General features: G+C 65.0%; 16 protein-coding genes and 2 tRNA genes. 9 read left to right on the forward strand and 9 right to left on the reverse strand.

Features of this window, described 5'->3' with window-relative positions:
• Positions 1 to 271 precede the first annotated feature (271 nt).
• Both PEP31012_RS17535 and scpB read right to left on the reverse strand, forming a co-directional pair.
• Positions 272 to 2,059: a pseudouridine synthase gene (locus PEP31012_RS17535; RefSeq protein WP_425494969.1), complete on the reverse strand. Its 1,788-nt coding sequence runs from the start codon at positions 2,057 to 2,059 to the stop codon at positions 272 to 274.
• A 153-nt stretch (positions 2,060 to 2,212) separates the two neighbouring features.
• Positions 2,213 to 3,463, reverse strand: coding sequence for an SMC-Scp complex subunit ScpB (gene scpB / locus PEP31012_RS17540; RefSeq protein WP_150590582.1), 1,251 nt, complete (start codon positions 3,461 to 3,463; stop codon positions 2,213 to 2,215).
• 327 nt (positions 3,464 to 3,790) lie between these two features.
• On the opposite strand from scpB, the gene fnr reads away from it, so the two are divergent.
• Together fnr and PEP31012_RS17550 are read left to right on the forward strand one after the other, a co-directional pair.
• Complete coding sequence (gene fnr / locus PEP31012_RS17545) at positions 3,791 to 4,519, forward strand: fumarate/nitrate reduction transcriptional regulator Fnr (protein ID WP_150590583.1); 729 nt, start codon at positions 3,791 to 3,793, stop codon at positions 4,517 to 4,519.
• 272 nt (positions 4,520 to 4,791) lie between these two features.
• Positions 4,792 to 5,226 carry a YybH family protein gene (locus tag PEP31012_RS17550; RefSeq protein ID WP_150590584.1) on the forward strand — a complete coding sequence of 145 codons (435 nt, stop codon included), beginning with the start codon at positions 4,792 to 4,794 and terminating at the stop codon, positions 5,224 to 5,226.
• Positions 5,227 to 5,272: 46 nt separating this feature from the next.
• Here PEP31012_RS17550 and PEP31012_RS17555 read toward each other — a convergent pair whose 3' ends face one another.
• The 3 genes from PEP31012_RS17555 to hrpA form a co-directional block, all read right to left on the reverse strand.
• Positions 5,273 to 6,112, reverse strand: a complete 840-nt coding sequence (locus tag PEP31012_RS17555; protein ID WP_150590585.1) for a competence/damage-inducible protein A — start codon at positions 6,110 to 6,112, stop codon at positions 5,273 to 5,275.
• Between the two features lie 87 nt (positions 6,113 to 6,199).
• Positions 6,200 to 7,120: an EI24 domain-containing protein gene (locus PEP31012_RS17560; protein WP_150590586.1), complete on the reverse strand. Its 921-nt coding sequence runs from the start codon at positions 7,118 to 7,120 to the stop codon at positions 6,200 to 6,202.
• A 221-nt stretch (positions 7,121 to 7,341) separates the two neighbouring features.
• On the reverse strand, positions 7,342 to 11,496 hold the full coding sequence (hrpA, locus tag PEP31012_RS17565) for an ATP-dependent RNA helicase HrpA (protein ID WP_150590587.1): 4,155 nt from the start codon (positions 11,494 to 11,496) through the stop codon (positions 7,342 to 7,344).
• A gap of 44 nt (positions 11,497 to 11,540) precedes the next feature.
• On the opposite strand from hrpA, the gene argA reads away from it, so the two are divergent.
• A complete protein-coding gene (argA, locus tag PEP31012_RS17570; protein ID WP_150590588.1) occupies positions 11,541 to 12,890 on the forward strand; it encodes an amino-acid N-acetyltransferase in 1,350 nt (449 codons plus the stop codon).
• A gap of 177 nt (positions 12,891 to 13,067) precedes the next feature.
• Positions 13,068 to 13,343 (forward strand): oxidative damage protection protein, encoded by a 276-nt coding sequence (locus PEP31012_RS17575; protein WP_150590589.1) that lies wholly within the window; start codon positions 13,068 to 13,070, stop codon positions 13,341 to 13,343.
• Between the two features lie 194 nt (positions 13,344 to 13,537).
• Here the strand turns inward: PEP31012_RS17575 and PEP31012_RS17580 are convergent, their stop codons facing one another.
• Both PEP31012_RS17580 and rpiA read right to left on the reverse strand, forming a co-directional pair.
• On the reverse strand, positions 13,538 to 14,605 hold the full coding sequence (locus tag PEP31012_RS17580) for a serine endopeptidase (protein ID WP_150590590.1): 1,068 nt from the start codon (positions 14,603 to 14,605) through the stop codon (positions 13,538 to 13,540).
• A 15-nt stretch (positions 14,606 to 14,620) separates the two neighbouring features.
• Positions 14,621 to 15,313, reverse strand: a complete 693-nt coding sequence (gene rpiA, locus PEP31012_RS17585) for a ribose-5-phosphate isomerase RpiA (protein WP_150590591.1) — start codon at positions 15,311 to 15,313, stop codon at positions 14,621 to 14,623.
• A 127-nt stretch (positions 15,314 to 15,440) separates the two neighbouring features.
• Here rpiA and tal point away from each other — a divergent pair, with 127 nt between their 5' ends.
• The gene (tal, locus tag PEP31012_RS17590) at positions 15,441 to 16,391 is read left to right on the forward strand and encodes a transaldolase (RefSeq protein WP_150590592.1); all 951 of its coding nucleotides are present in this window, start codon (positions 15,441 to 15,443) and stop codon (positions 16,389 to 16,391) included.
• 274 nt (positions 16,392 to 16,665) lie between these two features.
• Here the strand turns inward: tal and rlmB are convergent, their stop codons facing one another.
• Both rlmB and rnr read right to left on the reverse strand, forming a co-directional pair.
• Positions 16,666 to 17,439 carry a 23S rRNA (guanosine(2251)-2'-O)-methyltransferase RlmB gene (gene rlmB, locus PEP31012_RS17595; protein ID WP_150590593.1) on the reverse strand — a complete coding sequence of 258 codons (774 nt, stop codon included), beginning with the start codon at positions 17,437 to 17,439 and terminating at the stop codon, positions 16,666 to 16,668.
• 180 nt (positions 17,440 to 17,619) lie between these two features.
• Positions 17,620 to 20,184 (reverse strand): ribonuclease R, encoded by a 2,565-nt coding sequence (gene rnr, locus PEP31012_RS17600; RefSeq protein WP_150590594.1) that lies wholly within the window; start codon positions 20,182 to 20,184, stop codon positions 17,620 to 17,622.
• A 280-nt stretch (positions 20,185 to 20,464) separates the two neighbouring features.
• Between rnr and PEP31012_RS17605 the strand changes: the two genes are divergently transcribed.
• The 4 genes from PEP31012_RS17605 to PEP31012_RS17620 all read left to right on the forward strand — a co-directional run bounded on the left by PEP31012_RS17605 (position 20,465) and on the right by PEP31012_RS17620 (position 22,834).
• Positions 20,465 to 20,549: transfer RNA gene (locus tag PEP31012_RS17605), tRNA-Leu, on the forward strand.
• 360 nt (positions 20,550 to 20,909) lie between these two features.
• Positions 20,910 to 21,824, forward strand: a complete 915-nt coding sequence (locus PEP31012_RS17610; protein WP_150590595.1) for a LysR family transcriptional regulator — start codon at positions 20,910 to 20,912, stop codon at positions 21,822 to 21,824.
• Between the two features lie 135 nt (positions 21,825 to 21,959).
• Positions 21,960 to 22,044, forward strand: a tRNA-Leu gene (locus PEP31012_RS17615).
• Between the two features lie 118 nt (positions 22,045 to 22,162).
• Positions 22,163 to 22,834, forward strand: a complete 672-nt coding sequence (locus tag PEP31012_RS17620) for a 16S rRNA pseudouridine(516) synthase (RefSeq protein WP_174978282.1) — start codon at positions 22,163 to 22,165, stop codon at positions 22,832 to 22,834.
• Positions 22,835 to 23,001: the final 167 nt, after the last annotated feature.

Consider the following 23,001-nt stretch of genomic DNA (forward strand, 5'->3'; position numbering starts at 1 on the left):
CGCCCATTTCTTACAGCCTCATTGCGCATGAGGTGCGCGCCGCAACAGAAATCACAGCACGCAGACCAGCTTATTCATTGATTTTATATGATTTTGGGCCGATTTGCAACGCTCGGCGCCCGCAAAACCCGCAGGACAGGCACTCGTGCCGCATTGCCGCAATGCAGAACGGCCGGCAATCGACGGTCCCGATTTTGCAGGGCGCGAGGGGCGGGGCAGCCCGTCGCCCCCTGCCCATCTCAGCTATCCGCGTCGGGGCTCGCCCGCCCAATCAACGTGAACGGTTACCGCCGCGATTGCCGCGGTTGCCGTGATTGCCGCCTCCCGCACCACCGCCAGTGCCGCCGGCGCGGTTGCCACCACGGCTGCGATTGCCGTTGACGTTTCCATTGACATTGCCGCCACGCGACTGGCCACCAAAACCGCCACCGCCCGCCGACGAGTTGCCGCCACCGCCGAAGCGTCGCCCCTCACCTCGCGGCGAAGGCGTCTGTCCCGGGTAGCCGCCGCTCGGGCCAACAAAAGCCGTCAGTGGATTGGGCCGGGGACGGCGCGACTGACCGGGCTCGCGACTGAACACGCCCAAGGCCGTCTGCATCGGGTCCGGTTGACGACGCGGCTCCTTCGGTGCGCCGGATTTGCCGCCACGACCGCCCGCACTGCTCTTATCGTCCGAGCCGGTACCCGGCATCTTCATGCCGACCGACGCGAACAGCGAGCGCACCTGCGCGTCGTCCAACTCTTCATATCGACCGCGCTTGAGGCCGCGCGGCAGCGTCAGCGGGCCGTAACGCGTACGGATCAGACGACTCACCATCAAGCCGGCCGCATCGAACATGCGACGCACTTCGCGGTTGCGACCTTCGGTCAGCGCCACGTGATACCAGTGATTCGACCCTTCGCCGCCACCGTCCTGCAACCGCAGGAAGTTGGCCTTGCCGTCGTCCAGCTCGATGCCGTGCAGCAGTTGCTGGCGCGACGCCTCGCTCAATTGCCCCACGGTACGCACAGCGTATTCACGCTCGATGCCATAACGCGGATGCATGAACCGGTTCGCCAGATCGCCCGAGGTCGTGAGGATCAGCAGACCTTCCGTATTAAAGTCCAGGCGCCCGACAGCGAGCCACTTGGCCGTCTTCATCGGCGGCAAGCGATCGAACACCGACGCGCGGCCTTCCGGGTCGGCGTGGCTGACGATCTCGCCGGCGGGCTTGTGATAGAGCAGCACGCGCGGCGGTTTGCTCGTGATGCGGCGCTTGACAAGCTTGCCGTTGATGCGGACCTGATCGGTCGGCAGAATGCGCTGACCGATGTGCGCGGGCTCGGCGTTGACCGACACGCGCCCGGCGAGAATCAGCTCTTCCATCTCGCGACGCGATCCCATGCCCGCCTCGGCCAGCACCTTGTGCAACTTGGGCGCCTCATCGTCCGGCGACAGGACGCGGCGGTCCGCCGGACGGCGGCCACGCTTGGCAGCAGCCTTGGCATCGCCCTCGGACTCGTCGCTGTCGAAACCACCCGATGTCACGAACGCGAACAGATCGTCGTCCGCGCCCTTGCCCGCCTTGCCCCCCTTGCCGCCGCCCCCCGGACCGCCTCGGGCACCGCCCGCCGCATCCTTGCGGCCACGGCCCTTGCCACCTGGCTGCGCCTTGCCGGCCGGCCCCGCACCATTGCCGTGGGATGCACCACCGCCCTGTGAGGGCTGCGACGTTTGCGAGGCACCGTCACGCTTGCCGCCACGCGGCTTGCGCGGTGCGGCGTTGCGACCCCGCCCCTGAGCGGCCGACGGCGCGCCGTCGGCGTCCGAGGCCTGGGCCCGCGGCGCATCGCCGTGCGCGTCACTCTGCGGGGCGTCCGACGCGGCGAATTCGCCGGCACCGTCCTCGCCTTCACGCTTGGATTGCTGAGCCGCACGACGGCGGGCAATCAGACTGCGCGGACCACGGCGCAAGCCGCGGCGCGATGCTTTTTCGTCGCCGCCCTCGCCTTCCGGCGCACGGGCTTCGGCACCGGCATCGCGGGCGTGCAGGTCTTGGGATTCTTCGATTTGTTTCAACACAACCTCATTGGAAAACGGGATCGCCATGGGCAGGCGTTAGGGGCTGCCCCGATCCGTGTTCGCACCATGAATGCGCGGCAACGGCTTGCCGCGACTTCGTTCTTATCGCTAACGGCCCTGCTGGTGCGCGCGACGCAATGCGCCGACGCCTCAGGTGCCCGTGACGAGACTCTTGTCGTCCCCGTCGCTCTCGTCGTCTTCCTGCTCGCCGGGCATGGGATGCCCGGTGGCAGGCTCGTTCGCTGCCGAGTCGGCAGCGTGCGGGGAAACCTCCTGTGTGACCGACACTGCGGGATCTGCCGCCTGCGTCGCCACGTGCTGCTCATCTTGCGGCGGATCGTCGCCGACCGGCACCACCGCATCCGATTCTTCGGAAAATTCCTTGTCCTGCGTGACCTCACCCGAGATCGCGGCCTCCGGCGACGTTGGCGCATTGTCTTGTTCGTCGTCGCAGAACGTTGCGTGCGTCGCCTCGGCCTGCGCCGCATCGACCTGCTCACTGACGTGTGCCGTGTCCGCGAGTTCCACGCGCCTCACTTGTTCCGTCGGTTCCACGGGCGCCATTGGCGTCGCCGACGCCGCGCCTGCCGGCGCCATCGCCGCCAGCACCTCGGCCGGCGCCGCCACGCCGCCTTCGCATTCGGCCATGACCGCGTCGAGCAACGCGTCTTCGGTCAGCCCGTCGTCTACGACCGGCCGCGGGCGCTGATCTTCCGGCAGCCCTTGCGCAAGCGGCAGGTCGTCGGCGCGTGCCTGCGCCAGACGGGCCAGCGCGTCGGCATCGGCGACGGGCACGTCATCGGACGCCACCTCATCGCCTGCCTCGCCCTCGGCGCGCTCGCCGAATTCGATGTTCTGCTGTGCGAGCAAATCGATCTGCGCCTGTGCCGCCGGATCTTCGAGCGGCGGCAGCGCATCGAGCGCGCGCAGCCCCAGATCGTCGAGAAAGTCCTTGGTCGTCGCATACAGACCGGGGCGTCCCGGCACATCGCGATGGCCGATCACTTCGATCCAGCCACGATCCTCGAGCTGCTTGATGATCTGCGTGTTGACCGTCACGCCGCGAATCTCTTCGATATCGCCGCGCGTGACCGGCTGGCGATACGCAATGATCGCCAGCGTCTCCATCACGGCGCGCGAATACTTCGGCGGCTTCTCCGGATTCAGACGGTCAAGGTATTCACGCATGCGCGGACGGCTCTGGAAACGCCAGCCGGTGGCCAACGCCACCAATTCCACACCTCGGCCATCCCATTGCACGCGGATTTCCTCGAGCAGCGCGCGCACCGTGTCGCCAGACAAGGCGTCATTGAAAAGCTTGCGCAAATCGCCGACCTTGAGCGGCTCCTGCGCGCAAATCAACGCGGTCTCGAGGACGAGTTTCGCCTCTTGGGTATTCATGTGCGACTAAGCAGACCGGGGGCTTGGCGACCCGGTATCAGGAATAAATGGATGCTTGGAACACGAGAAACGGTCGTAACCGCTTCGCATAAGCGCGCGCCCAATTGTGTTCGGTCGTAGTGACGGCGGCGCGACCTGAATGCTTCGAAACGACCTGCCGGGAAAACGCCCAGGCCGACAGTGCGGCGAGACGGACGTCCGGTATGTGCGCAATTATTACTGAAACACCGACGCCCGTAAAGCGCCGTCGTCATCCCGACGCAGAGAAAGGGAAAACGATAGGTCAACGCCCCATGATAGACTCCTCAAAAAACTTCAGGGGCCCCCATGACCACAGAGATCGGCCGCATTCCCGTTGCTCAGCCCCGCTGTTCCACCTGTTCGCTCGGCCAGTTCTGTTTGCCGGTGGGCATCCCGGCGCCCGAGCTGGAACGACTTGACGCTCTTGTGAGCGAGCGCCGTCGCCTCAAGAAGGGCGAAGTGCTGTATCACGCCAACGACGATTTGCACGCCGTCTACGGGATTCGCTTTGGCTCGCTAAAAAGCTGCGTCACGGCCCCCGATGGCCGCGAGCAGGTCGTCGGCTTCCACCTTCAGGGCGAACTCATCGGCCTGGATGCCGTGGCCGACCACCATCATCCGAGCACGGCCATTGCGCTCGAAGACAGTGAACTGTGCATCGCGCGCTTCGGCGAGCTGGAGACACTGTCGCGTCAGGTGCCGTCGCTGCAGCGTCAGTTACACCGCCTGATGAGCCAGGAAATCCGCAACGAGCACCAGCAATTGCTCGCGCTCGGCACGATGCGCGCCGAGGAGCGTCTGGCCGTTTTCCTGCTCAACCTGTCCGAGCGACTGTCCGCGCGTGGCTATTCAGCCAACGAGTTCGTGTTGCGCATGAGCCGCGAGGAAATCGGAAGTTTCCTCGGTCTCAAGCTCGAAACCGTCAGCCGCCTGTTTTCGCGTTTTGCGCAAAACGGCATGATCGAAATCCGGCAGCGCCACGTCAAGATCGTCGATGCGGCCGCCCTGCACGAACTCGCCGGCGTTCCCTGCTGAGGTCCGCCACCGGGGACGCGCCCCTGCCCCCGTGCCCCCGCGACTTCGCGCACCACCAAGGTGCCCTCGCGCGGCGTCGCTGGCCACAGACTCCCGATACGTTACCGATAGGCTAGCGGCGCCGCGACGGCGGCGTCTTGCGCCAGGTCAAGTGCCGTACGCGCGATGTCGTCATCCCGACGTTCGACAAGCCTCGGCAAACCCTCCATAATCGGCGCGTTCGCCAGGCCCCACCCACCGCCTGGCGCTCCACTCCGTCGGAGGCCGCCGTTATGCCCGCTGCCATTTTTCTGAGTCCGGAAGACGCCGAGCACGCCTACTATGAAGCGCTGCGTACCGGCGATACCGATACGTTGATGGATGTCTGGTCGGAAGACGAGGAAATCGTCTGCATTCACCCCGCGGGCCCTCGCCACGTCGGCCCCGCAGCCGTTCGCGCGAGTTGGCAGGAGATCCTCGCCAAGGAGGGGTTGCACGTGACGGTGAGTCATCTCCAGGTGGCGCGCAATCCCCTGTGCGCCGTCCATAACGTACTGGAGCAGGTGCAGGTCGAGACCCGCCCCGAAGCCCGATACGCGTTTGTGCTCGCCACCAACGTCTACATGAAGGAGGCCGACGGCTGGCGGCTCGTGCTGCACCACGCCAGCCCGGCGATCGGTCACGAGGACAACGGCGCACAGCTCACGCGGCCCCATCATCTGCACTGACGCCCCAAGCGCTCACGCGCCCCGTGCGTCGGTCGACCGGTGCCGGTCAGTTGCCCGACGGCAGCGTCCCCTCCGGCAGCGCGAGCGCCTCGCTCGGATGCACGATCTCGCCGCTGAGCGCATTCACGCCGGCGATCAGTCGCTCGAACGCCGCACCGACCAGCGCGGGGTCGCCCTTCACCCCGAGATCGATGTGACGGCGCGCGTAGATTGCCCCGCGCTGCGCGTCGCCCACGCTGGGCAGGCTGAACACTTTCACGCCGTCGTATTCGGCTTCGATGGCTTCCATGAGCGGCGTCAACGTCGACTCGGCCAACCCGAACACCAGCACCGATCGCTCGGCGTGTTTCGTCAGGTGATGCAACTCGGCGTAGTCCGTATCGAGCACCCACGCCATCATCGGCCACGCCATGACCGGAAACCCCGGCATGAAGTGATGCTGTTCGACCGAGAACCCGGGAATCTTGTTGTACGGATTCGGCAGTACACGCGCACCGACCGGAAACTCCCCCATCTTCAGGCGATGCCGATTGTCGGGCAGACTCATGTCCGCGCGGCCGTCAGGGCTGGTTTCGGCAATGCGCTCCATGATGAGCGCCTCGGCTTGCGGCGTGAGTACGAGCGGAACGTTGAGCGCCGCCGCCGCACACTGACGCGTGTGATCGTCGGGCGTCGCCCCGATGCCGCCGGTGACGAAAACGATGTCCTCGCTCGCGAACGTGCGTCGAAGCGTGGCCGTGATGCGCTCGGGGTCGTCGCCCACATATTCGGCCCAGCCGAGCCGCATGCCGCGCTCGGTGAGCAACTCGACGATCTTGGAGAGATGTTTGTCTTGACGGCGCCCCGAGAGGATCTCGTCGCCGATGATGATGATGCCGACCGCCATGATGCTTCCTTTGTCTTGTCGTCAGAGCCTGGGGGGAGCGCGCGGCGCCGCCCGGCCGCAGCGCGCAGTGACACGATTGTGCCACTTTCACGGCGAACCGTTCGATGACCCCGGCCCCGGCGGCAACGCCGGCGGCAAGTCCTCGCTCTCGTGCGACGGCAGGCTCGCCACGGGCAGCACCGTTGCCGCGAGCATGGGCTCGTGGCGGGCCGCCTCGGCCGCGCGCAATCGCGACAGCGCCCGCAGGCAATAGTGCGCAAACCACAGCGCCGAAAACACGAAGATCACCACGTACAACCAGATCGCCAGCAACGCGATCACCGGGAACATGACGATCATGATGACGGACGACACCCACAGCAGTGTCGGCAGCGAGCCAAGCAGCCCGGTCGCCACGCCAATCACGAGCAGCGGCAGACGTCGTTCGCGCACGATCCGGCGACGCTCCTCCGCGCTCGCGTGGAACGCCAGCGCGTCATACGTCATCACGCGATAGGTGAGCCAGCCCCACAAGAGCGGCGGCACGATGGCGAAAAACGGCGGCACGAGCCACAGCGGCAGCGTGAGCAGCGCGGCCACGAGAAAGACCACCGTGGCGCCCAGCGACTGCCCGAGGCTGCCCCAGAACGAGCCACCCTGGCGCGCTTCCAGATGAATGAAGTGGCGACGCGAGAGATGGCGCAGCACCGCCGGCATCGACCAGCCCGCGATGAGCAGCAAGGCGGTGACCACGATCAGCGGGATGAGCAGTGCCACGAGAATGAACGGCGCGAGCGCCATGCGCACGCTATCGACGCCGAAATAGCCGAAGAAGCGGTAGATCCACTGGGTGAACTGCCACTGTTCGAGCCAGACGCGCAGAAAATCGGTGAACGGCTCCCAGCCGAACCAGATCACGGCGCCCCAGATGAGGCCGGAGACCACAAAGGGCATGGCGGTGAGCCACAACATGCGCGGATGCAGCAGGCTCACGAGCGCGCGGCCAAGCGCGCGAAGAATGTCATTCATGCAGTTTCGATACGGTCGGTGCCGTCGGTACGAGAATCGGAATCCATCGCGCTGCGGGGCGTACACCCAGCGCCGACGCGTCGTGCCAGCGCGGCACGCACGAACAGGCGCTTGCGCCGGCGCCCGGTCGGTCAGCCCCTCGCGGCGATGTCCCGATGTTACAGCACCGGGGCGTGGACGAAAAAATAGATCCCGTGCGAGGAACGTCCGAGCGCAGCGCCTCAGCGTTGCAAGGCCTCCCAGACCTTATGCAGGCGCTTGACCGAAACTGGCATGGGCGTGCGCAACTCCTGAGCGAAGAGCGAGACGCGCAACTCCTCGAGCAGCCAGCGAAACTCCTCGAGTCGCGCGTCGCCCTGATCGCGGCGTTGCGACGTTGCCCGCTGCCAGTTTTGCAGCAACGGCCCCAGTTCGCTCATGGCACGGGCGTCGCGCGACGGATCCGCCTTGAGCTTGTCGATGCGCCCGGCCATCGCCTTCAGATAGCGCGGGAAATGCGCCAGTTGCGCGTAAGGCGTATCGATCAGGAATCGCTTGCCGATCAGCCGTTGCAACTGCGCCGTCAGATCCGCATGCGCCTGCGCAAACGGCTTGGCCTGCGCCAGCTTCTTCTGCAATGTCGCGTACTCGGTGAGAATCTGCCCGGCCAGTCGAGCGATCTCCTGGGCGAGCAGGGTGAGACGTCCCCGCCCCTCATCCTTGCGCGCCACGAACGACGCGTTATCGCTCGGCCACGGCAACGGAAGACACGCGCGCTCCAGCGCCAGATCGACGATCTGCTCACGCAATTCCTCTTGCGTGCCCAGGTTCATGTACTGCATCGCCATTTGCTGCAGGCCCGGGATGTTCTTCTCCAGGTACTTCACCTGCTCGCGCAGTTGAATCGCGAAGAGCCGGCGCAGACCCGCGCGATGCTGACGCTGCGCCTCGTCGGGATCGTCGAACACTTCGAGATCGCAGTGGTCGCTACGGTCGACCAACGCGGGGTAGCCGAACAATGTTTGACCGCCGCGCCGGATCTCCAGCATCTCGGGGAGTTCGCCGAAGCTCCACGTCGTGAGATTGTCGTAGCGACCGGGCTCGACGGCCGCCGCCGACGGTGGCCCCCCCTCGCCCGTCCGCCCCGCCCGCCCCGGCGCGCCATGCACCTCGCCGCGCCCTGCCGGGGACGTCGCCGCCAATGCACGCTGCGCATCGGACTCGACAACGGAGCCACGGGTCGGCGTCGCGCCGCTTTGCGCCGCCAACTGCTGGAACGTGCGCTGCGCCTGCTGGCCGAGTTCCGCACGCAGTTGCGGGAGGTTGCGGCCCATGCCGAGTTGGCGCCCGTGCTCGTCGATTACCTTGAAGTTCATCGACAGGTGCGCCGGGAGCATTTCGAGCTTGAAGTCGCTGGACTTGAGCATGAGGCCGGTCTGTTCGCGCGCGTCGGCGATGAGGGCATCGAGCAACGCCCCCTGCCCGAACGTGGCCCGCTCGACGAAGCCCGCCGCCGATTCGGGCAACGGCACGAAGTGACGCCGAAGCTTCTGAGGCAGCGACTTCATCAGCAGATGCGTCTTTTCCTTGAGCATGCCCGGCACCAGCCATTCGCAGCGGCGTGCATCGACCTGGTTGAGCGCGTAGAGCGGCACGGCGAGCGTCACGCCATCGCGCGGCGAGCCCGGCTCGAAGTGATACGTGAGCACCATATCGATGCCCGCAATCGCCGTCTTCTTCGGGAACAGGTCGGTGGTCACGCCCGCCGCCTCGTGACGCATCAGATCGTCGCGCACGAGGTAGAGCAGTTTCGGCGCGCCCTTGGCCGTTTCGCGATACCAATGCTCGAAGCTTGCGCCGTCGTAGAGATCGGCGGGAACATGGGCGTCGTAATACGCGAAGATCAGTTCGTCGTCGACGAGCACGTCCTGGCGGCGCGACTTGTGTTCGAGCTGTTCGATGTCGGCGATCAGCTTGCGATTGTGGGCATAGAACGGGAGCTTGGTCTCCCATTCGCCCTCCACGAACGCACTGCGCAGAAAGATCTCACGGGCGCGACGCGGGTCGCGCGGGCCGAAGTTCATCCGGCGGCGCGCATAGATCGTCAGGCCGTAGAGCATGCCGCGCTCGTAGGCCACGACTTGCGCGGCCTTCTTCTCCCAATGCGCGTCGGACAGCGACGTTTTCACCAGATGCTTGCCCACGCGTTCGATCCATTCCGGCTCGATGCGGGCAATGCAGCGCGCGTAGAGGCGGCTCGTCTCGACGAGTTCGCCGGCCATCACCCAGCGGCCGGCCTTCTTCACGAGCGACGATCCGGGCCAGATGTGGAACTTGATGCCGTGCGCGCCGAGGAAATGCGGATCGTCGTCGGCCTTGCAGCCGATATTGCCGAGCAGCCCCGCGAGCAGGGCGAGGTGCACCTGTTCGTAGGTGGCCTCCGACGCATTGATACGCCAGCCCTGTTCGCGCACGACGGTGAGCAACTGGCTGTGCACGTCGCGCCATTCGCGCAGACGCAATTGCGACAGGAAGTTGTCGCGGCAGGCCTGTCCGAGCAGACGGTTCGACTTCTTGTGCGCGATCGCCTCTTCGAACCACTGCCAGATCTTGAGCCACGAGAGAAATTCGGAGCGTTCGTCGGCAAACTTGCGATGGGCGTTGTCGGCGGCCTCCTGAGCCTCGATGGGCCGGTCGCGCGGGTCTTGCACCGCCAGCGCGCTCGCGATGATGAGGACTTCGCGCAGCGACTGCTGGTCGCGCGCCGCGAGAATCATGCGCCCCACGCGCGGATCGAGCGGCAGACGCGCCAGTTCGCGCCCGAGTGGCGTGAGCTGGTTGGTGTCGTCGACCGCGCCGAGTTCGCCCAGCAGTTGATAGCCGTCGGCGATGGCCCGGCCGGGCGGCGGCTCGATGAACGGAAATTCCTCGACCTTGGCCAGGCGCAGCGACTGCATGCGCAGAATGACGGCGGCCAGCGACGAGCGCAGGATTTCCGGATCCGTGAAGCGCACGCGCGCCTGGAAGTCGGCCTCGTCGTACAGGCGAATGCACACACCGTCGGCCACGCGGCCGCAACGCCCGGCGCGCTGGTTGGCGGCCGCCTGCGAGATCGGCTCGATCTGCAGTTGCTCGACCTTGTTGCGGTACGAGTACCGTTTGACACGTGCCGTGCCCGCGTCGACCACGTAGCGAATGCCCGGCACGGTGAGCGACGTTTCCGCCACGTTGGTGGCCAGCACGATGCGACGCGCGTTGGACGCTTTGAACACGCGCTCCTGTTCGGCGGCCGAGAGCCGCGCGAAGAGCGGCAGGATTTCGGTGTGCGGCGGATGATGCTTGCGCAGCGACTCGGCCGCTTCGCGAATTTCGCGCTCGCCGGGCAGGAAGACGAGCACGTCGCCGGCGCCTTCGCGGCACAGTTCGTCGACGGCGTCGACGATGCCGTCCATCAGGTCGCGCTCGCGGTCGCGCGCGCTGGCGCGGCTGCCTTCGCGCCCCAGCGCGTTGGCAATGCGTGCGTCGTCCTGAATGGGCCGGTAGCGGATTTCGACGGGGTACAGTCGGCCGCTGACTTCGATGACCGGCGCGGGACGCAAGTGCTCGCCCTCACCCGTGCCGAAATGACGGGCGAAACGATCGGCGTCGATAGTGGCCGACGTGATGATGACTTTCAGATCGGGGCGGCGCGGCAGCAACTGCTTGAGGTAGCCGAGCAGAAAGTCGATGTTCAGGCTGCGTTCGTGCGCCTCGTCGATGATGAGGGTGTCGTACGTGCGCAACAGCGGATCGGTCTGCGTCTCGGCGAGCAGAATGCCGTCGGTCATCAATTTGACGGACGCGCCATTGGACAGGGTGTCGTTGAAGCGCACCTTGAAGCCGACGATCTCGCCGAGCGGGCTGTTCAATTCTTCGGCAATCCGGCGCGCGGTGGCCGACGCGGCGATCCGCCGCGGTTGGGTATGGCCGATCAGGCCGGTGCCGCCCGCGCCCAGACCGCGTCCGAGCGCGAGGCAGATTTTGGGAAGCTGGGTAGTCTTGCCCGAGCCGGTTTCACCGCTGACGATGACGACCTGGTGGCCGGCGATGGCACGCGCGATCTCGTCTCGTCGGCCGGAGACGGGCAGCGCTTCGGGAAAGACGATGTCGGGCACCGGGTTGGCGGCGGCCTGGCGCGCCGCCAGACGTTCGGCGTCGCGCGCGGCGCGCTCGGCCGGTGTCGTGCGGCGCCCCCCTGCCGGGTTCGGGCCGCCGGCCTGTCCCGCGCGCGCGGGTTTGGGCGGCCGCCCCGGGTTCTGGGTGGGTGCGGCAACCCTGGATTGGGCGCGCGTATGCCCCGGGGCCGTCACTTTCGGCTTCGGGGGCGGAGATTGTCGATTTCGTTCATCACTTGCCATGGGCGCGCATTATATAATCTGCGCATGTTTGCGCACGTACACTCATGCTGACCGAACCCGACCCCGCCCTACAAGACGAAGAGACCGCCCATCAAGCCCAGTTCGTGGACTGGCTGCGATCGGTCGCCCCTTACATCCATGCGTTTCGCGACAAGACCTTCGTGGTCGCCTTCGGTGGCGAACTCGTGGCGGCCGGTGGGCTCGACACCCTGATTCAGGATGTCGCGCTGCTGTGCGCAATGGGCATGCATATCGTGCTGGTGCACGGCTCGCGACCTCAGGTCGAAGAGCAGATGCGCCTGCGCCATATCGAGTCGCACTTCGCCCAGCAGTTGCGCATTACCGACGCGGCCGCGCTCGAAGCGGTGAAGGAAGCGGCGGGCGAGCTGCGTCTGGACATCGAGGCGTCGATCAGCCAGGGGCTGCCGAACACGCCGATGGGCAATGCGCGCATCAGCGTCGTGTCGGGCAACTTCGTCACGGGGCGCCCGGTGGGCATCGTGGACGGCGTGGATTTCCAGCACACGGGCGTGGTCCGCAAGGTCGATGCCGAATCGATCCGCCTGTCGCTCGCGAGCGGCAAGATCGTGCTGCTTTCGCCGCTGGGGTTCTCGCCGACCGGCCAGTCGTTCAATCTGACGATGGAAGATGTGGCCTCGTCGGCAGCCATCGCACTGCGCGCCGACAAGCTGATCTTCATCACGGAGACGCCCGGCGTTCTCAACGAATACAACGAGTTGCAGCACGAACTGACGCTCGAGGACGCCCAGCGCCTGCAGTCGCAAGGCTCGCTCGACCGCGATTCGGCGTTTTACCTGAAGTACGCGACGCGCGCGTGCCGGGCCGGCGTTGGCCGTGCCCACATCGTGCCCTTCGCCCTCGACGGCAGCATGCTGCTCGAACTGTTCTCGCACGATGGCGTGGGCACCATGATCTCGTACGAGAACCTGGAGAGCCTGCGCGAAGCGACGATCGACGATGTCGGCGGTATCCTGCAACTCATCGAACCGCTGGAATCGGATGGCACGCTGGTCCGTCGCGGTCGCAACCAGCTGGAGCGCGACATCGATCATTTCTCGGTCATCGAGCACGATGGACGCTTGTTCGGCTGCGCGGCACTTTATTCGTATCCGACCGAACGCATCGGCGAGATGGCCTGCCTGACGGTCGATCCGGAAGCCCAGGGCTCGGGCGACGGCGAACGCCTGCTCAAGCATATCGAGCAACGCGCCCGCGCCCGCGGCCTGGATCGCCTGTTCGTCCTCACCACGCGCACCGAGCACTGGTTCCTCAAGCGAGGCTTCGTCAAGGCAGGCGTCGACGATCTACCCGCCGACCGCCGCCGCCTCTATAACTGGCAGCGCCGCTCGCTGGTGCTAATCAAGAAGCTGTGACAACGTTCAGGCAGGCGGCGTTCGCCCAGGGCTCCCCCTTGTGTCTTCCGCCCCCTGCCCCCATATGCCGTTGTCCGCCGCAACCCTCGGTTTCGTAGCACGTCGATACCCCTCAAGGTCTCGACGCCAGCGTCCAACATTCATTCACGCCTCACCAAGATCACGAAGGAGTTCCCCATGGCTCGCATGGTTCAATGCGTCAAACTCGGCAAAGAAGCCGAAGGTCTCGATTTCCCGCCCATGCCTGGCGAACTTGGCAAACGCCTCTGGGAATCCGTCTCGAAAGAAGCCTGGGCCGGTTGGCTCAAGCAACAAACCATGCTGATCAACGAGAACCGCCTGAACATGGCCGATCCGCGTGCCCGTCAATACCTGGTCAAGCAAACCGAAAAGTATTTCTTCGGGGAAGGTGCCGATGTCGCTCAAGGCTATGTGCCGCCGCCCTCGGAGTAAACACCTCCCCCCAGACGGATCGGGGCCCCTTTCCGCCTCTCAGACATAGACCCAACTCGCGGCAGAAAGGGGCCCCGATCCGTCCCCGCATACGCCCTATCTCGCAGCACCCCGGGCGTCAAAAAAATAGGCATACGACTTGGTTCGTATGCCTATTTTTTTGTTCCGGCGTTTGGGCTGCGGGATGCGCTGGGTTACGCCGATGTCGTGCCGCCCCCGGCAGCCTTGGCGGTCGACCCCGCGCCGCAGTGATGGCAGAAATGCGCAAACGCATTCTTGCGCGTGTCGCACGCACCGCAACGGTCGAAAAGACAAATACCACAGTGCACGCAGTAGTCGCGATTCGGATCGTCCAGTTTCACCGGACGCTCACACCCCGGACACACCGACTTCGCCAACCGCGCCTGCGCCAGATCGTACGACAACGTCTTGCGACGCTCCTCGTCCGGCAACTGCTCCTCCGCCTTCTGTCTGGCCAGATAGCGCTGCAACGAAACAATGGCGTAACGACCGATCAACACCGTGAGCACAATGCCGACCAGATACCGCACATAGCCGCCATAGTCCGGCAGATACGGCACCAGCTCTACGAAGAACGCAAACAGCGCGAAGAAGATGAAGCCCCACACGAACGGCCACCACGTGCTTTTGCGCTGACGCACAAAGAGCCACCCTGCAACCACCAGTAACGGCAAGGTGAGCGCCAACCGGATGCCGAAGACCTTCAACTCCTGCGCACGCTGGATCGCCGCAAGTTTTTCACTCGCCGCCGTGTTGAGCGCATAGCGCGCCGTGCGCGCAGACTGCACCCCGCGCTGGGCGTCGAGCTGTTCGGCTTCGAGGGTGTCGACCTGCGTTTGGACGTCGCGCTGCGCTGCCTTCAGGCCATCGAGTGCCTGCGTGCGCGCAACGAGCTCCGCATCCTGACTGGCCTGCGCGGTCGCTGTGCGGGTGGCAACCCAGTCGTTGAACGACTCTCGCGCGTTGCGATACGCCGTACTGCGCGCCTTGAGCTGCAGACGCGCCGTCTCCAACCGGCTCTCGATATCTTCAAGCTGCGTCTGCGCCTGTTTGATCGCCGCGTCGGTGCGGACGGCCTGCCCGCGATCGACGAACGAGTCGAGCGTTGGCGCGGGAGCCACCCCCGGCAATCTGTCGACGACAAGCCCGCCCAGGCCGATCAGGAACGCCGCAAACAACACGGCGATCAACCACAACCCACGGCGGAACCAGGTTTCGGGAAGACGACGCGATCCAGCCATCCTGCCCTCCCGGGATCAGTTCTGGTAGTCGAGGGTGCGCACGCCTTCGGGCGTCCCCATCAGCGTGATGTCTGCGCCACGCTGCGCGAAGAGTCCGACGGTCACAACGCCCGGGATCTGGTTGACCTGGGCCTCGAACGCCACCGGGTCAAGAATCTGCAGGCCGTGAACGTCGAGAATGGCACAGCCGTTGTCGGTCACGTACGGGCTGCCGTCGGCACGCACACGCGCCTGCGGCTTGCCGCCCAGCGCCGCCAGCGCACGCGCAACGCTCGCCTGCGCCATCGGAATCACTTCGACCGGCAGCGGGAAGACGCCAAGCACGGCGACTTCCTTGGATGCGTCGACGACGCAGACAAATTGCTTTGCCACGGAGGCGACGATCTTCTCGCGCGTGAGCGCCCCGCCGCCACCCTTGATCATGTGGCCAAGCGCGTTGATCTCGTCGGCACCGTCAACGTAGACAGGCAGTGTGTCGATCTGGTTGAGGTCGAAGACTTCGATGCCATGCTTGCGCAGGCGCTCGGTACTGGCCTCGGAGCTGGAGACGGCACCGCGATAGCGGCCCTTGTGCGCGGCAAGCGCGTCGATGAAGCAGTTGGCGGTGGACCCTGTGCCCACGCCGATCACGCTGCCCTCGGGCACGTGCTGGTTCACATAGTCGGCGGCTGCCTGGCCGACCAAGCGCTTGAGTTCGTCCTGGGTCATGGGGATTTCCGGCAAAGTTTGGTAAAGTCGGAAGTTTACCGGAGTCAGGCGGGCCGCGCCGTTTTTCATCGCCCGGGCGCATCCCGGACTTCATGTCACGCAGTGCATTTCTCGCAAGGCCGCTCTCATGAATCAGCTCGACCAGCTCAAACGCCACACGATCGTCGTCGCCGACACCGGCGACTTCCAGGCCATGGACGCCTACAAGCCCCAGGATGCCACGACCAACCCGTCGCTGATTCTCGGTGCCGTCCAGAAGGACGCCTATCGCCCGTTGCTCACACGCGTTGTCAGTGAACACCGCGTGGAATCGACCGCCGAGATTATCGATCGCCTGCTGATTGCCTTCGGACGGGAGATTCTGGACATCGTGCCAGGCCGCGTGTCGACGGAAGTGGACGCGCGCCTGTCGTTCGATACGGCCGGTACGGTGGCCCGCGCGCGCAAGCTGATCGCGATGTATGAGGCGCAGGGCATCGAACGCGACCGCGTACTGATCAAGATCGCGTCGACATGGGAAGGCATCCGTGCGGCCGAGATTCTCGAGCGCGACGGGATTCGCTGCAACATGACACTGCTGTTCTCGCTGGTGCAAGCGGCGGCGTGCGCCGAGGCCGGCGCCCGGCTGATTTCGCCGTTCGTCGGTCGGATCTACGATTGGTACAAGAAGTCGGCGGGCGCGAGCTGGGTGGAGGCGGACAACGCGGGGGACAACGATCCGGGCGTGCGCTCGGTGGCCGCCATCTATCGTTATTACAAGCATTTCGGCCACGACACGGAAGTCATGGGCGCGAGCTTCCGCTCGACGGGCCAGATCCTGGCGCTGGCAGGCTGCGATCTGCTGACAATCAGTCCCGCCCTGCTCGAACAACTTCGCACGACCGAGGGTGAAGTCCCTCGCCGGCTCGACGCGAAGGACGCCCGCGCCGCAAGCATCGATCGCGTGAATACGGACGAGCCATCGTTTCGCTTCGCCCTCAACGACGACGCGATGGCCACGGAGAAGCTCGCGGAGGGCATCCGCGCATTTGCCGCCGATGCGATCAAGCTCGAAGCGTTGATCGACGCCGCACGCTAAGCCCATCGCACAGCGATGCCCGGGGGCCTTGTGCCGGGCGTCGCTGGCTCGGCTTTCGGCACCTGGCTGCACGACCAGGCCTTGGCGCTCGACCTTTCGCGCTCGAACATTCGCGCTCGAACATTCGCGCTCGAACATTCGCGCTCGAACATTCGCGCCCGGACCTTCACATCCTGAACGTCAAGTCCTGAGCGCCACGCCCTAGACTTCGCATCCTGGACTTCGCGTCCCGAACGTCATCCGCCGGACTTCGCGAGCGTGACGGCATGCCCCCTTACTTCGCGCCCTTGGCCGCGACCGTGCGCTGGCGTACCGCTTCGTACAGACAAACGGCACTCGCCACCGACACGTTCAGGCTTTCGCAGCCGCCGGCCATCGGAATGCTCATCAGTTCGTCGCAGTGCTCGCGCACCAGACGACGCATGCCCTCGCCTTCGGCGCCCATCACAATCGCCATCGGCCCCGTGAGCTTGGTGCCGTAGATGTCGGCGGGCGCATCGTCGGAGGTGCCGACCACCCAGATGCGGCGCTCCTGCAATTCGCGCAGGGTCCGCGAGAGATTCGTGACCATGATGTATGGCACAGTTTCCGCCGCACCGCTGGCCACCTTGGCGGCCGTCGCATTCAGACCGACGGCGCGGTCTTTCGGTGCGATCACGGCGTGCGCTCCGGCGCCATCGGCGACACGCAGGCACGCGCCGAGGTTGTGCGGATCGGTCACGCCGTCGAGCACGAGCAGCAGCGGCGGCCCGGAGATGCCGTCGAGCAGTTCGTCGAGGTTCAGCGCCAGCGACACTTCCTGGGCACGCGCGACGACGCCTTGATGGCGCGATGACCCGGCCATGCCGTCCAGGCGTTTGCCGTCGGCTTGAATGACTTTGATCTTCACACCGGGGGCGCCCTTGAGCGACTCCACGTGCTTCAGGAAGTCCGTCATGCGGCGATCGCGCCGACTCGGATCGTAGTAGATCTCTTCGATGCTGCCCGCATCGTGGCGCAGACGCGCGGTCACCGCGTGAAAGCCGAACAGCAGTTTCAATTGACTCATTTCACATCCTCAAAATAGCGCGTGCCGGCACGGCCGCGGACAACTCTCGCCGCACAAAGCACGACGGCGGCGGAGCCCGCATGGGCCACCGCCGCCGCAATCCATCGCCCACAGCCGTTGCCGTTCACGGCCGGCACAAGGCGCCCATCTTACTGCAAACCCTTCGTCGCGCCGCGCGAATCAGCGACGCGGCTTCTTCGCCGAACCTCCCGGACGCTTTGCCGGCGCCTTGCCGCCGCCAGACCTGGCCGGCGAGGTGGCGCCTCGCTCGGCCCGCGCAGCATTCACTTTCGCAGACTTCGGCTTGGCGGGATGCTTTCCGGCCGGCGCGAGTCGCACGCCGTTGAGCAGCGCCCCCCCCTTGGGCATCTGGCGGATGCCCGGCTTGGCCGCGACCGCCCCCGCCGACCCGGCCAATCCGGGCGCCCCGGCCGCCGGTACGGGCACCGGTGCCCCACCCCGCTCGGCGCGACCCGACGTTTTCGCCAGCGTGCGGGCGCTGAGTTCGCGCACCAGACGGAAATCGATCTTGCGTGCATCCAGATCGACGCGGCTCACCTGGACGCGTACGCGGTCAGTCAGCCGATAGCGGATGCCGGTGCGCTCACCCCGCAGTTCGTGGCGAACTTCGTCGAACTGGAAGTAATCGCTGCCCAGCTCCGTGACGTGCACGAGCCCTTCGATAAAGAGGTCGTCGAGCTGCACGAAGATGCCGAACGAGGTGACAGCGCTGACCGTGCCGCCGTATTCCTCGCCAAGCTTGTCGCGCATGAAGTAGCACTTGAGCCAGGCTTCGACATCGCGCGAGGCTTCGTCGGCGCGACGCTCATTGGCCGAGCAATGCAGGCCGAGTTCATCCCAGATCGCGTCGCGCTTCTTGGCGCTGGCGGACTTTCTGGCTTTTCCGGCCGCCGAATCGTCGTCCTTCTGGAGCTTGCGCGCGTGCGGCGACAGGCCGGTCGTCAGTTCGACCCCGGCCGGAATTTCCGGCTCGTACTTCTTGCCAGCCAGAATCGCCTTGATGGCACGGTGCGTGAGCAGATCCGGATAGCGGCGAATCGGGCTGGTGAAGTGCGCATAGGCGGGATACGCCAGACCAAAGTGGCCGATGTTGTCCGGGCTGTAGACGGCTTGCTGCATCGAGCGCAACAGCATCGTCTGCAGCATGGGCGCATCGGGACGGGACTCGATCTGCGTCATCAGTTCCGCGTAATCGGCCGTGGCAGGCTCGTCGCCGCCGCCGAGCGAAAGCCCGAGGGTCTTGAGGAACGTGCGCAGCACCTGGAGTCGCTCACCCGACGGGCCGGCGTGAATGCGGTACAGGCCCGCCTGCTTGTGACGCTTGAGCAGGTCGGCGGCGCACACGTTGGCCGTGAGCATGCATTCCTCGATGAGACGGTGGGCGTCGTTGCGCGTGCGCGGCAGGATCTGCTCGATCTTGCCTTGCGCGTTGCAGACGATATACGTCTCGGTCGAATCGAATTCGATGGCCCCGCGCGTCTTGCGCGCCTTCGCGAGCACTTTGTAAAGCGCGTACAGGTTCTGCAAATGCGGCAGCAGCGCGGCGCGGCGTTGGGCTTCGGGGCCTTTGGTGTTGCCGAGCACGGCCGCCACTTCGGTGTAGGTCAGGCGCGCGGCAGAGTGGATCACGGCCGGGTAGAACTGATAGGCCTTGACCTCACCGTTCGGGGCGACGAGCGCGTCGCACACGAGAACGCAGCGGTCCACGTCGGGATTGAGCGAGCACAGGCCGTTCGAGAGCTTTTCCGGCAGCATCGGAATGACGCGTCGCGGGAAGTAGACCGACGTGCTGCGCGTCAGGGCGTCCCCGTCGAGGTGCCCGCCCGGGGTAACGTAGTGCGAGACGTCGGCGATGGCGACAATCAGGCGGAAGCCATCACTGCGGCCGACCTTGGCCGGCTCGCAGTAGACGGCGTCGTCGAAGTCGCGCGCGTCTTCCCCGTCGATGGTGACGAGCGGCACGTCGCGCAGATCGATGCGGTGACGCAGATCGGGCGCGCGCACTTCGTCGGGCAGTGCACCGGCGGCGGCGAGCGCTTCGGGAGAAAACTGATGGGGCACGCCGTACTTGCGCACGGCGATTTCGATTTCCATGCCGGGGTCGTCGATATCGCCGAGCACTTCCGAGACGCGGCCGATGGGTTGGCTATAGCGGCTGGGGTAATCGGTGAGTTCGACGGAGACAACCTGACCGACCTTGGCCTTGCCCTGCGCGCGCGGCGGGATGAGGATGTCGTGGCCGATGCGCTTGTCTTCGGGCGCGACGACCATCACGCCGTTTTCGTTGAGCAGGCGACCGATGACGTGCGTGTTGGCACGGCTCACCACCTCGACGATATGCCCTTCCGGACGGCCCCGGCGATCATAGCCGGCAACGCGCAGGAGGACGCGATCGTTGTGCATGACCTTCTTCATTTCCTCGCTGGGAAGGAAGAGGTCGTCGCCGCCTTCGTCGCGCACGGCGAAGCCGTAGCCGTCGCGGTGACCGATGACACGGCCGGCGATGAAGTTCGAGGGGTGGGTCAGTTGATAATAGCCGCGGCGATCGAGGCGAATCTGGTCATCGCGCTCCATCGCGGCGAGGCGCTTGAAGAAGCCTTCGCGTTCCTGCTTCTTGATGGCCAGGGCTTCGGCGATATCGTTGGCGGACAGCGCGGCGTCGGCGGTGCGCAGGACACCGAGGATTTCTTCGCGGCTCGGGATCGGATAGGGATATTTGCTCAAAGGTCGGTAGCGTTACTGTGCCGGTGGAGTCCGGCCGAGTGGCGCACCATGCGCCCGACGGTCCGTGGTGCTGTGCGTTGCGCGAAAACGCGGGGTCGCACAGTCAGGGACAATCATACGGCAAACCTCGCGAAAACTGCCACCTATGCGGAATTTGAGCGCAGGCTTGCCGGCCGGTGAGCAAAAAGAAAATTTATTGCGCCCAAGTGTTGACAGTGCCGCACGGCATACGCATAATCTCACTTCTTCGCAGCGAGCACGCAGTAAGCGAGCTGACGAGGCCCAGATGGCGGAATTGGTAGACGCACTAGTTTCAGGTACTAGCGGGTAACACCGTGGAGGTTCGAGTCCTCTTCTGGGCACCAAAAAATTTGAAAAGCCGATGATCGAAAGGTCATCGGCTTTTTTCATGCCCCCTCCCCTCGCCCCTCAACACCACGGGCGCCTGAAGCCGCACGCGGTCGCACTGCCAACCATTGACGCCGAGTCACTCGCGCCCGGGCTCACCGCCGATCATGGTCCGAGTGACTCGCGATGTGTGTCGCGAGCGTTTCACGTCGCACATGACACGCATCCTCCAGTGTCAGCACAAAATCGGTAGAATTTTCCTCACAAAAAATTGAATATTGCTCAACCGCTGCCGGATGTGTCTGTTGTGTCCGGCGCATCGCGCGTCGGCAGCGGACGTATTCAGTTTCGAATGCTTGATACTCGTTGGGAATGACATGCCTGCCTTCACTCGCAGTGAGCTTGCCGATTTGAACGTCTTTGTCACGATCTGCCGCCGGCAGAGTTTCCGGGAGGCCGCCACCGAACTGGGCGTCACGACCTCGGCCCTGAGCCATGCGATGCGCAATCTCGAAGCGCGCCTGGGCGTGAAGCTGCTCAACCGCACGAGTCGCTCCGTGTCGCCAACGGCGGCGGGTGCGGCGCTGGCAATGGAGCTGGAACAAGGCCTCGAGCAGATCGCATCGGCCATCGGCGCGCTGGACCGTTACCGAGCGTCGCCGGCCGGGCGTTTGCGGCTGAATGTGCCGCGCGACGCGGCGCGATTGCTGCTGGACCCGATTCTGCCGCGGTTCGTGGCGTCGTATCCAGACATCGAACTGGACATTACGGTTGACGACCGGATGCTCGATATCGTGGCGCAAGGGTTTGACGCCGGGATGCGTTATGGCGACACAGTGCCGGGCGACATGATCGCAACGCCGCTCACGCCCACGCTCAAGTGGATTGTGGTCGGCTCGCCTGCGTACTTCATGCGACACGGCCGCCCCAAGGTGCCGCAGGATCTGATGTCGCACAATTGCATCCGGATGCGGCTGGGCGACAACACGCTGTACAAATGGGAGTTGGGCAACGGGCCGACGGCGATCGAACTCGATGTGCCGGGGGCGCTGAGCATCAACGAGAGCGACGGCGTGATCGCGGCGGCAAGAGGCGGCTTGGGGTTGGCCTACGTGCTGGAGCGCAATGTGTCGCAGGCGCTGTCCAATGGCACGCTGGAAGCCGTGTTGACGGAGTGGGCAGTCGACGGACCGCCGTTGTCGATGTACTACCCCAGCCGACGTCAAACGCTCCCTGGTTTGCGTCATCTGATCGATATGATTCGTTCAGAGCATATGGGGCATGCCGCGTAATCTCGCATTGCGCTCGTTTGCGCAGGTCTGCGGTGCCGTTTTTTGAATTTTTGCGGCAAACCTGTTGACAGCATGTCAGCCCATCGGCATAATCTCACTTCTTCGCAGCGAGCAGGCAGTAAGCAAGCTGACGAGGCCCAGATGGCGGAATTGGTAGACGCACTAGTTTCAGGTACTAGCGGGTAACACCGTGGAGGTTCGAGTCCTCTTCTGGGCACCAAAAAATTTGAGAAGCCGATGATCGAAAGATCATCGGCTTTTTTCATGCATGCCCGGACGGAGAACGCATCATCGAGCTAGATCGTTTACTGCAATCGCAGGGCTTCGGCAGTCGCAAGATGTGCCGCAAGCTCATCGTCACCGGGGCATTTGCCATCGACGGCGTGGTGCACGACAATCCGCGCGAATCGCTGGACCCGCGCGGTTTGCAATTCACGCTCGACGGCGAGCCCTGGGAATATCGCGAACACGTCTACGTGCTGCTCAACAAGCCGGAAGGCTACGAGTGCTCCACGAGTCCGACGCATCACGAGGGCGTGCATTCGCTGCTGCCCTTGCCGCTGGCCGTGCGTGGCGTGCAGCCGGCCGGCCGCCTCGATCACGACACGACCGGCATGCTGCTGCTTTCCGACGACGGCCCTTTCCTGCATGCCATGATGTCGCCACGTCGCCACGTGCCCAAGCGGTATGTCGCCACGACCAAGCATCCGGTCACCGAAGACATGTTACGAGCGTTGCGCGATGGCGTGTTGCTGCGCGACGAGACCGAGCCGCTCGCTGCAACGGACGTCACGCTGGCGTCGCCGCACGAGATCGCCATGACGATCACCCAAGGCAAATACCACCAGGTCAAACGGATGGTTGCCGCCGCAGGCAATCGTGTGGAGGGGCTGGTCAGAATCGCCATCGGCGGCTTGCCGATGGGCAATCTCGCGCTGGGCGAATGGCGTTATCTGTCACCGGACGAACTGCTGTCGCTCCCGTACGAAGTCCCGGCCTCCGGCAAATAAGCGCCGCGCGTTGACGTTAGCTGTGGCGTTAGCTGTGCCGTTAGCTGTGCCGTTAGCTGTGCCGTTAGCTGTGGCGTTAGCTGTGGCGTTAGCTGTGACGTTAGCTGTGACGTCGGCGTTGACGCTGCCGCCGACTTGGGCGTTGATGTAGACGCTGCCGTTGTCGG

Source organism: Pandoraea eparura (assembly GCF_902459725.1).
Lineage (GTDB): Bacteria > Pseudomonadota > Gammaproteobacteria > Burkholderiales > Burkholderiaceae > Pandoraea > Pandoraea eparura.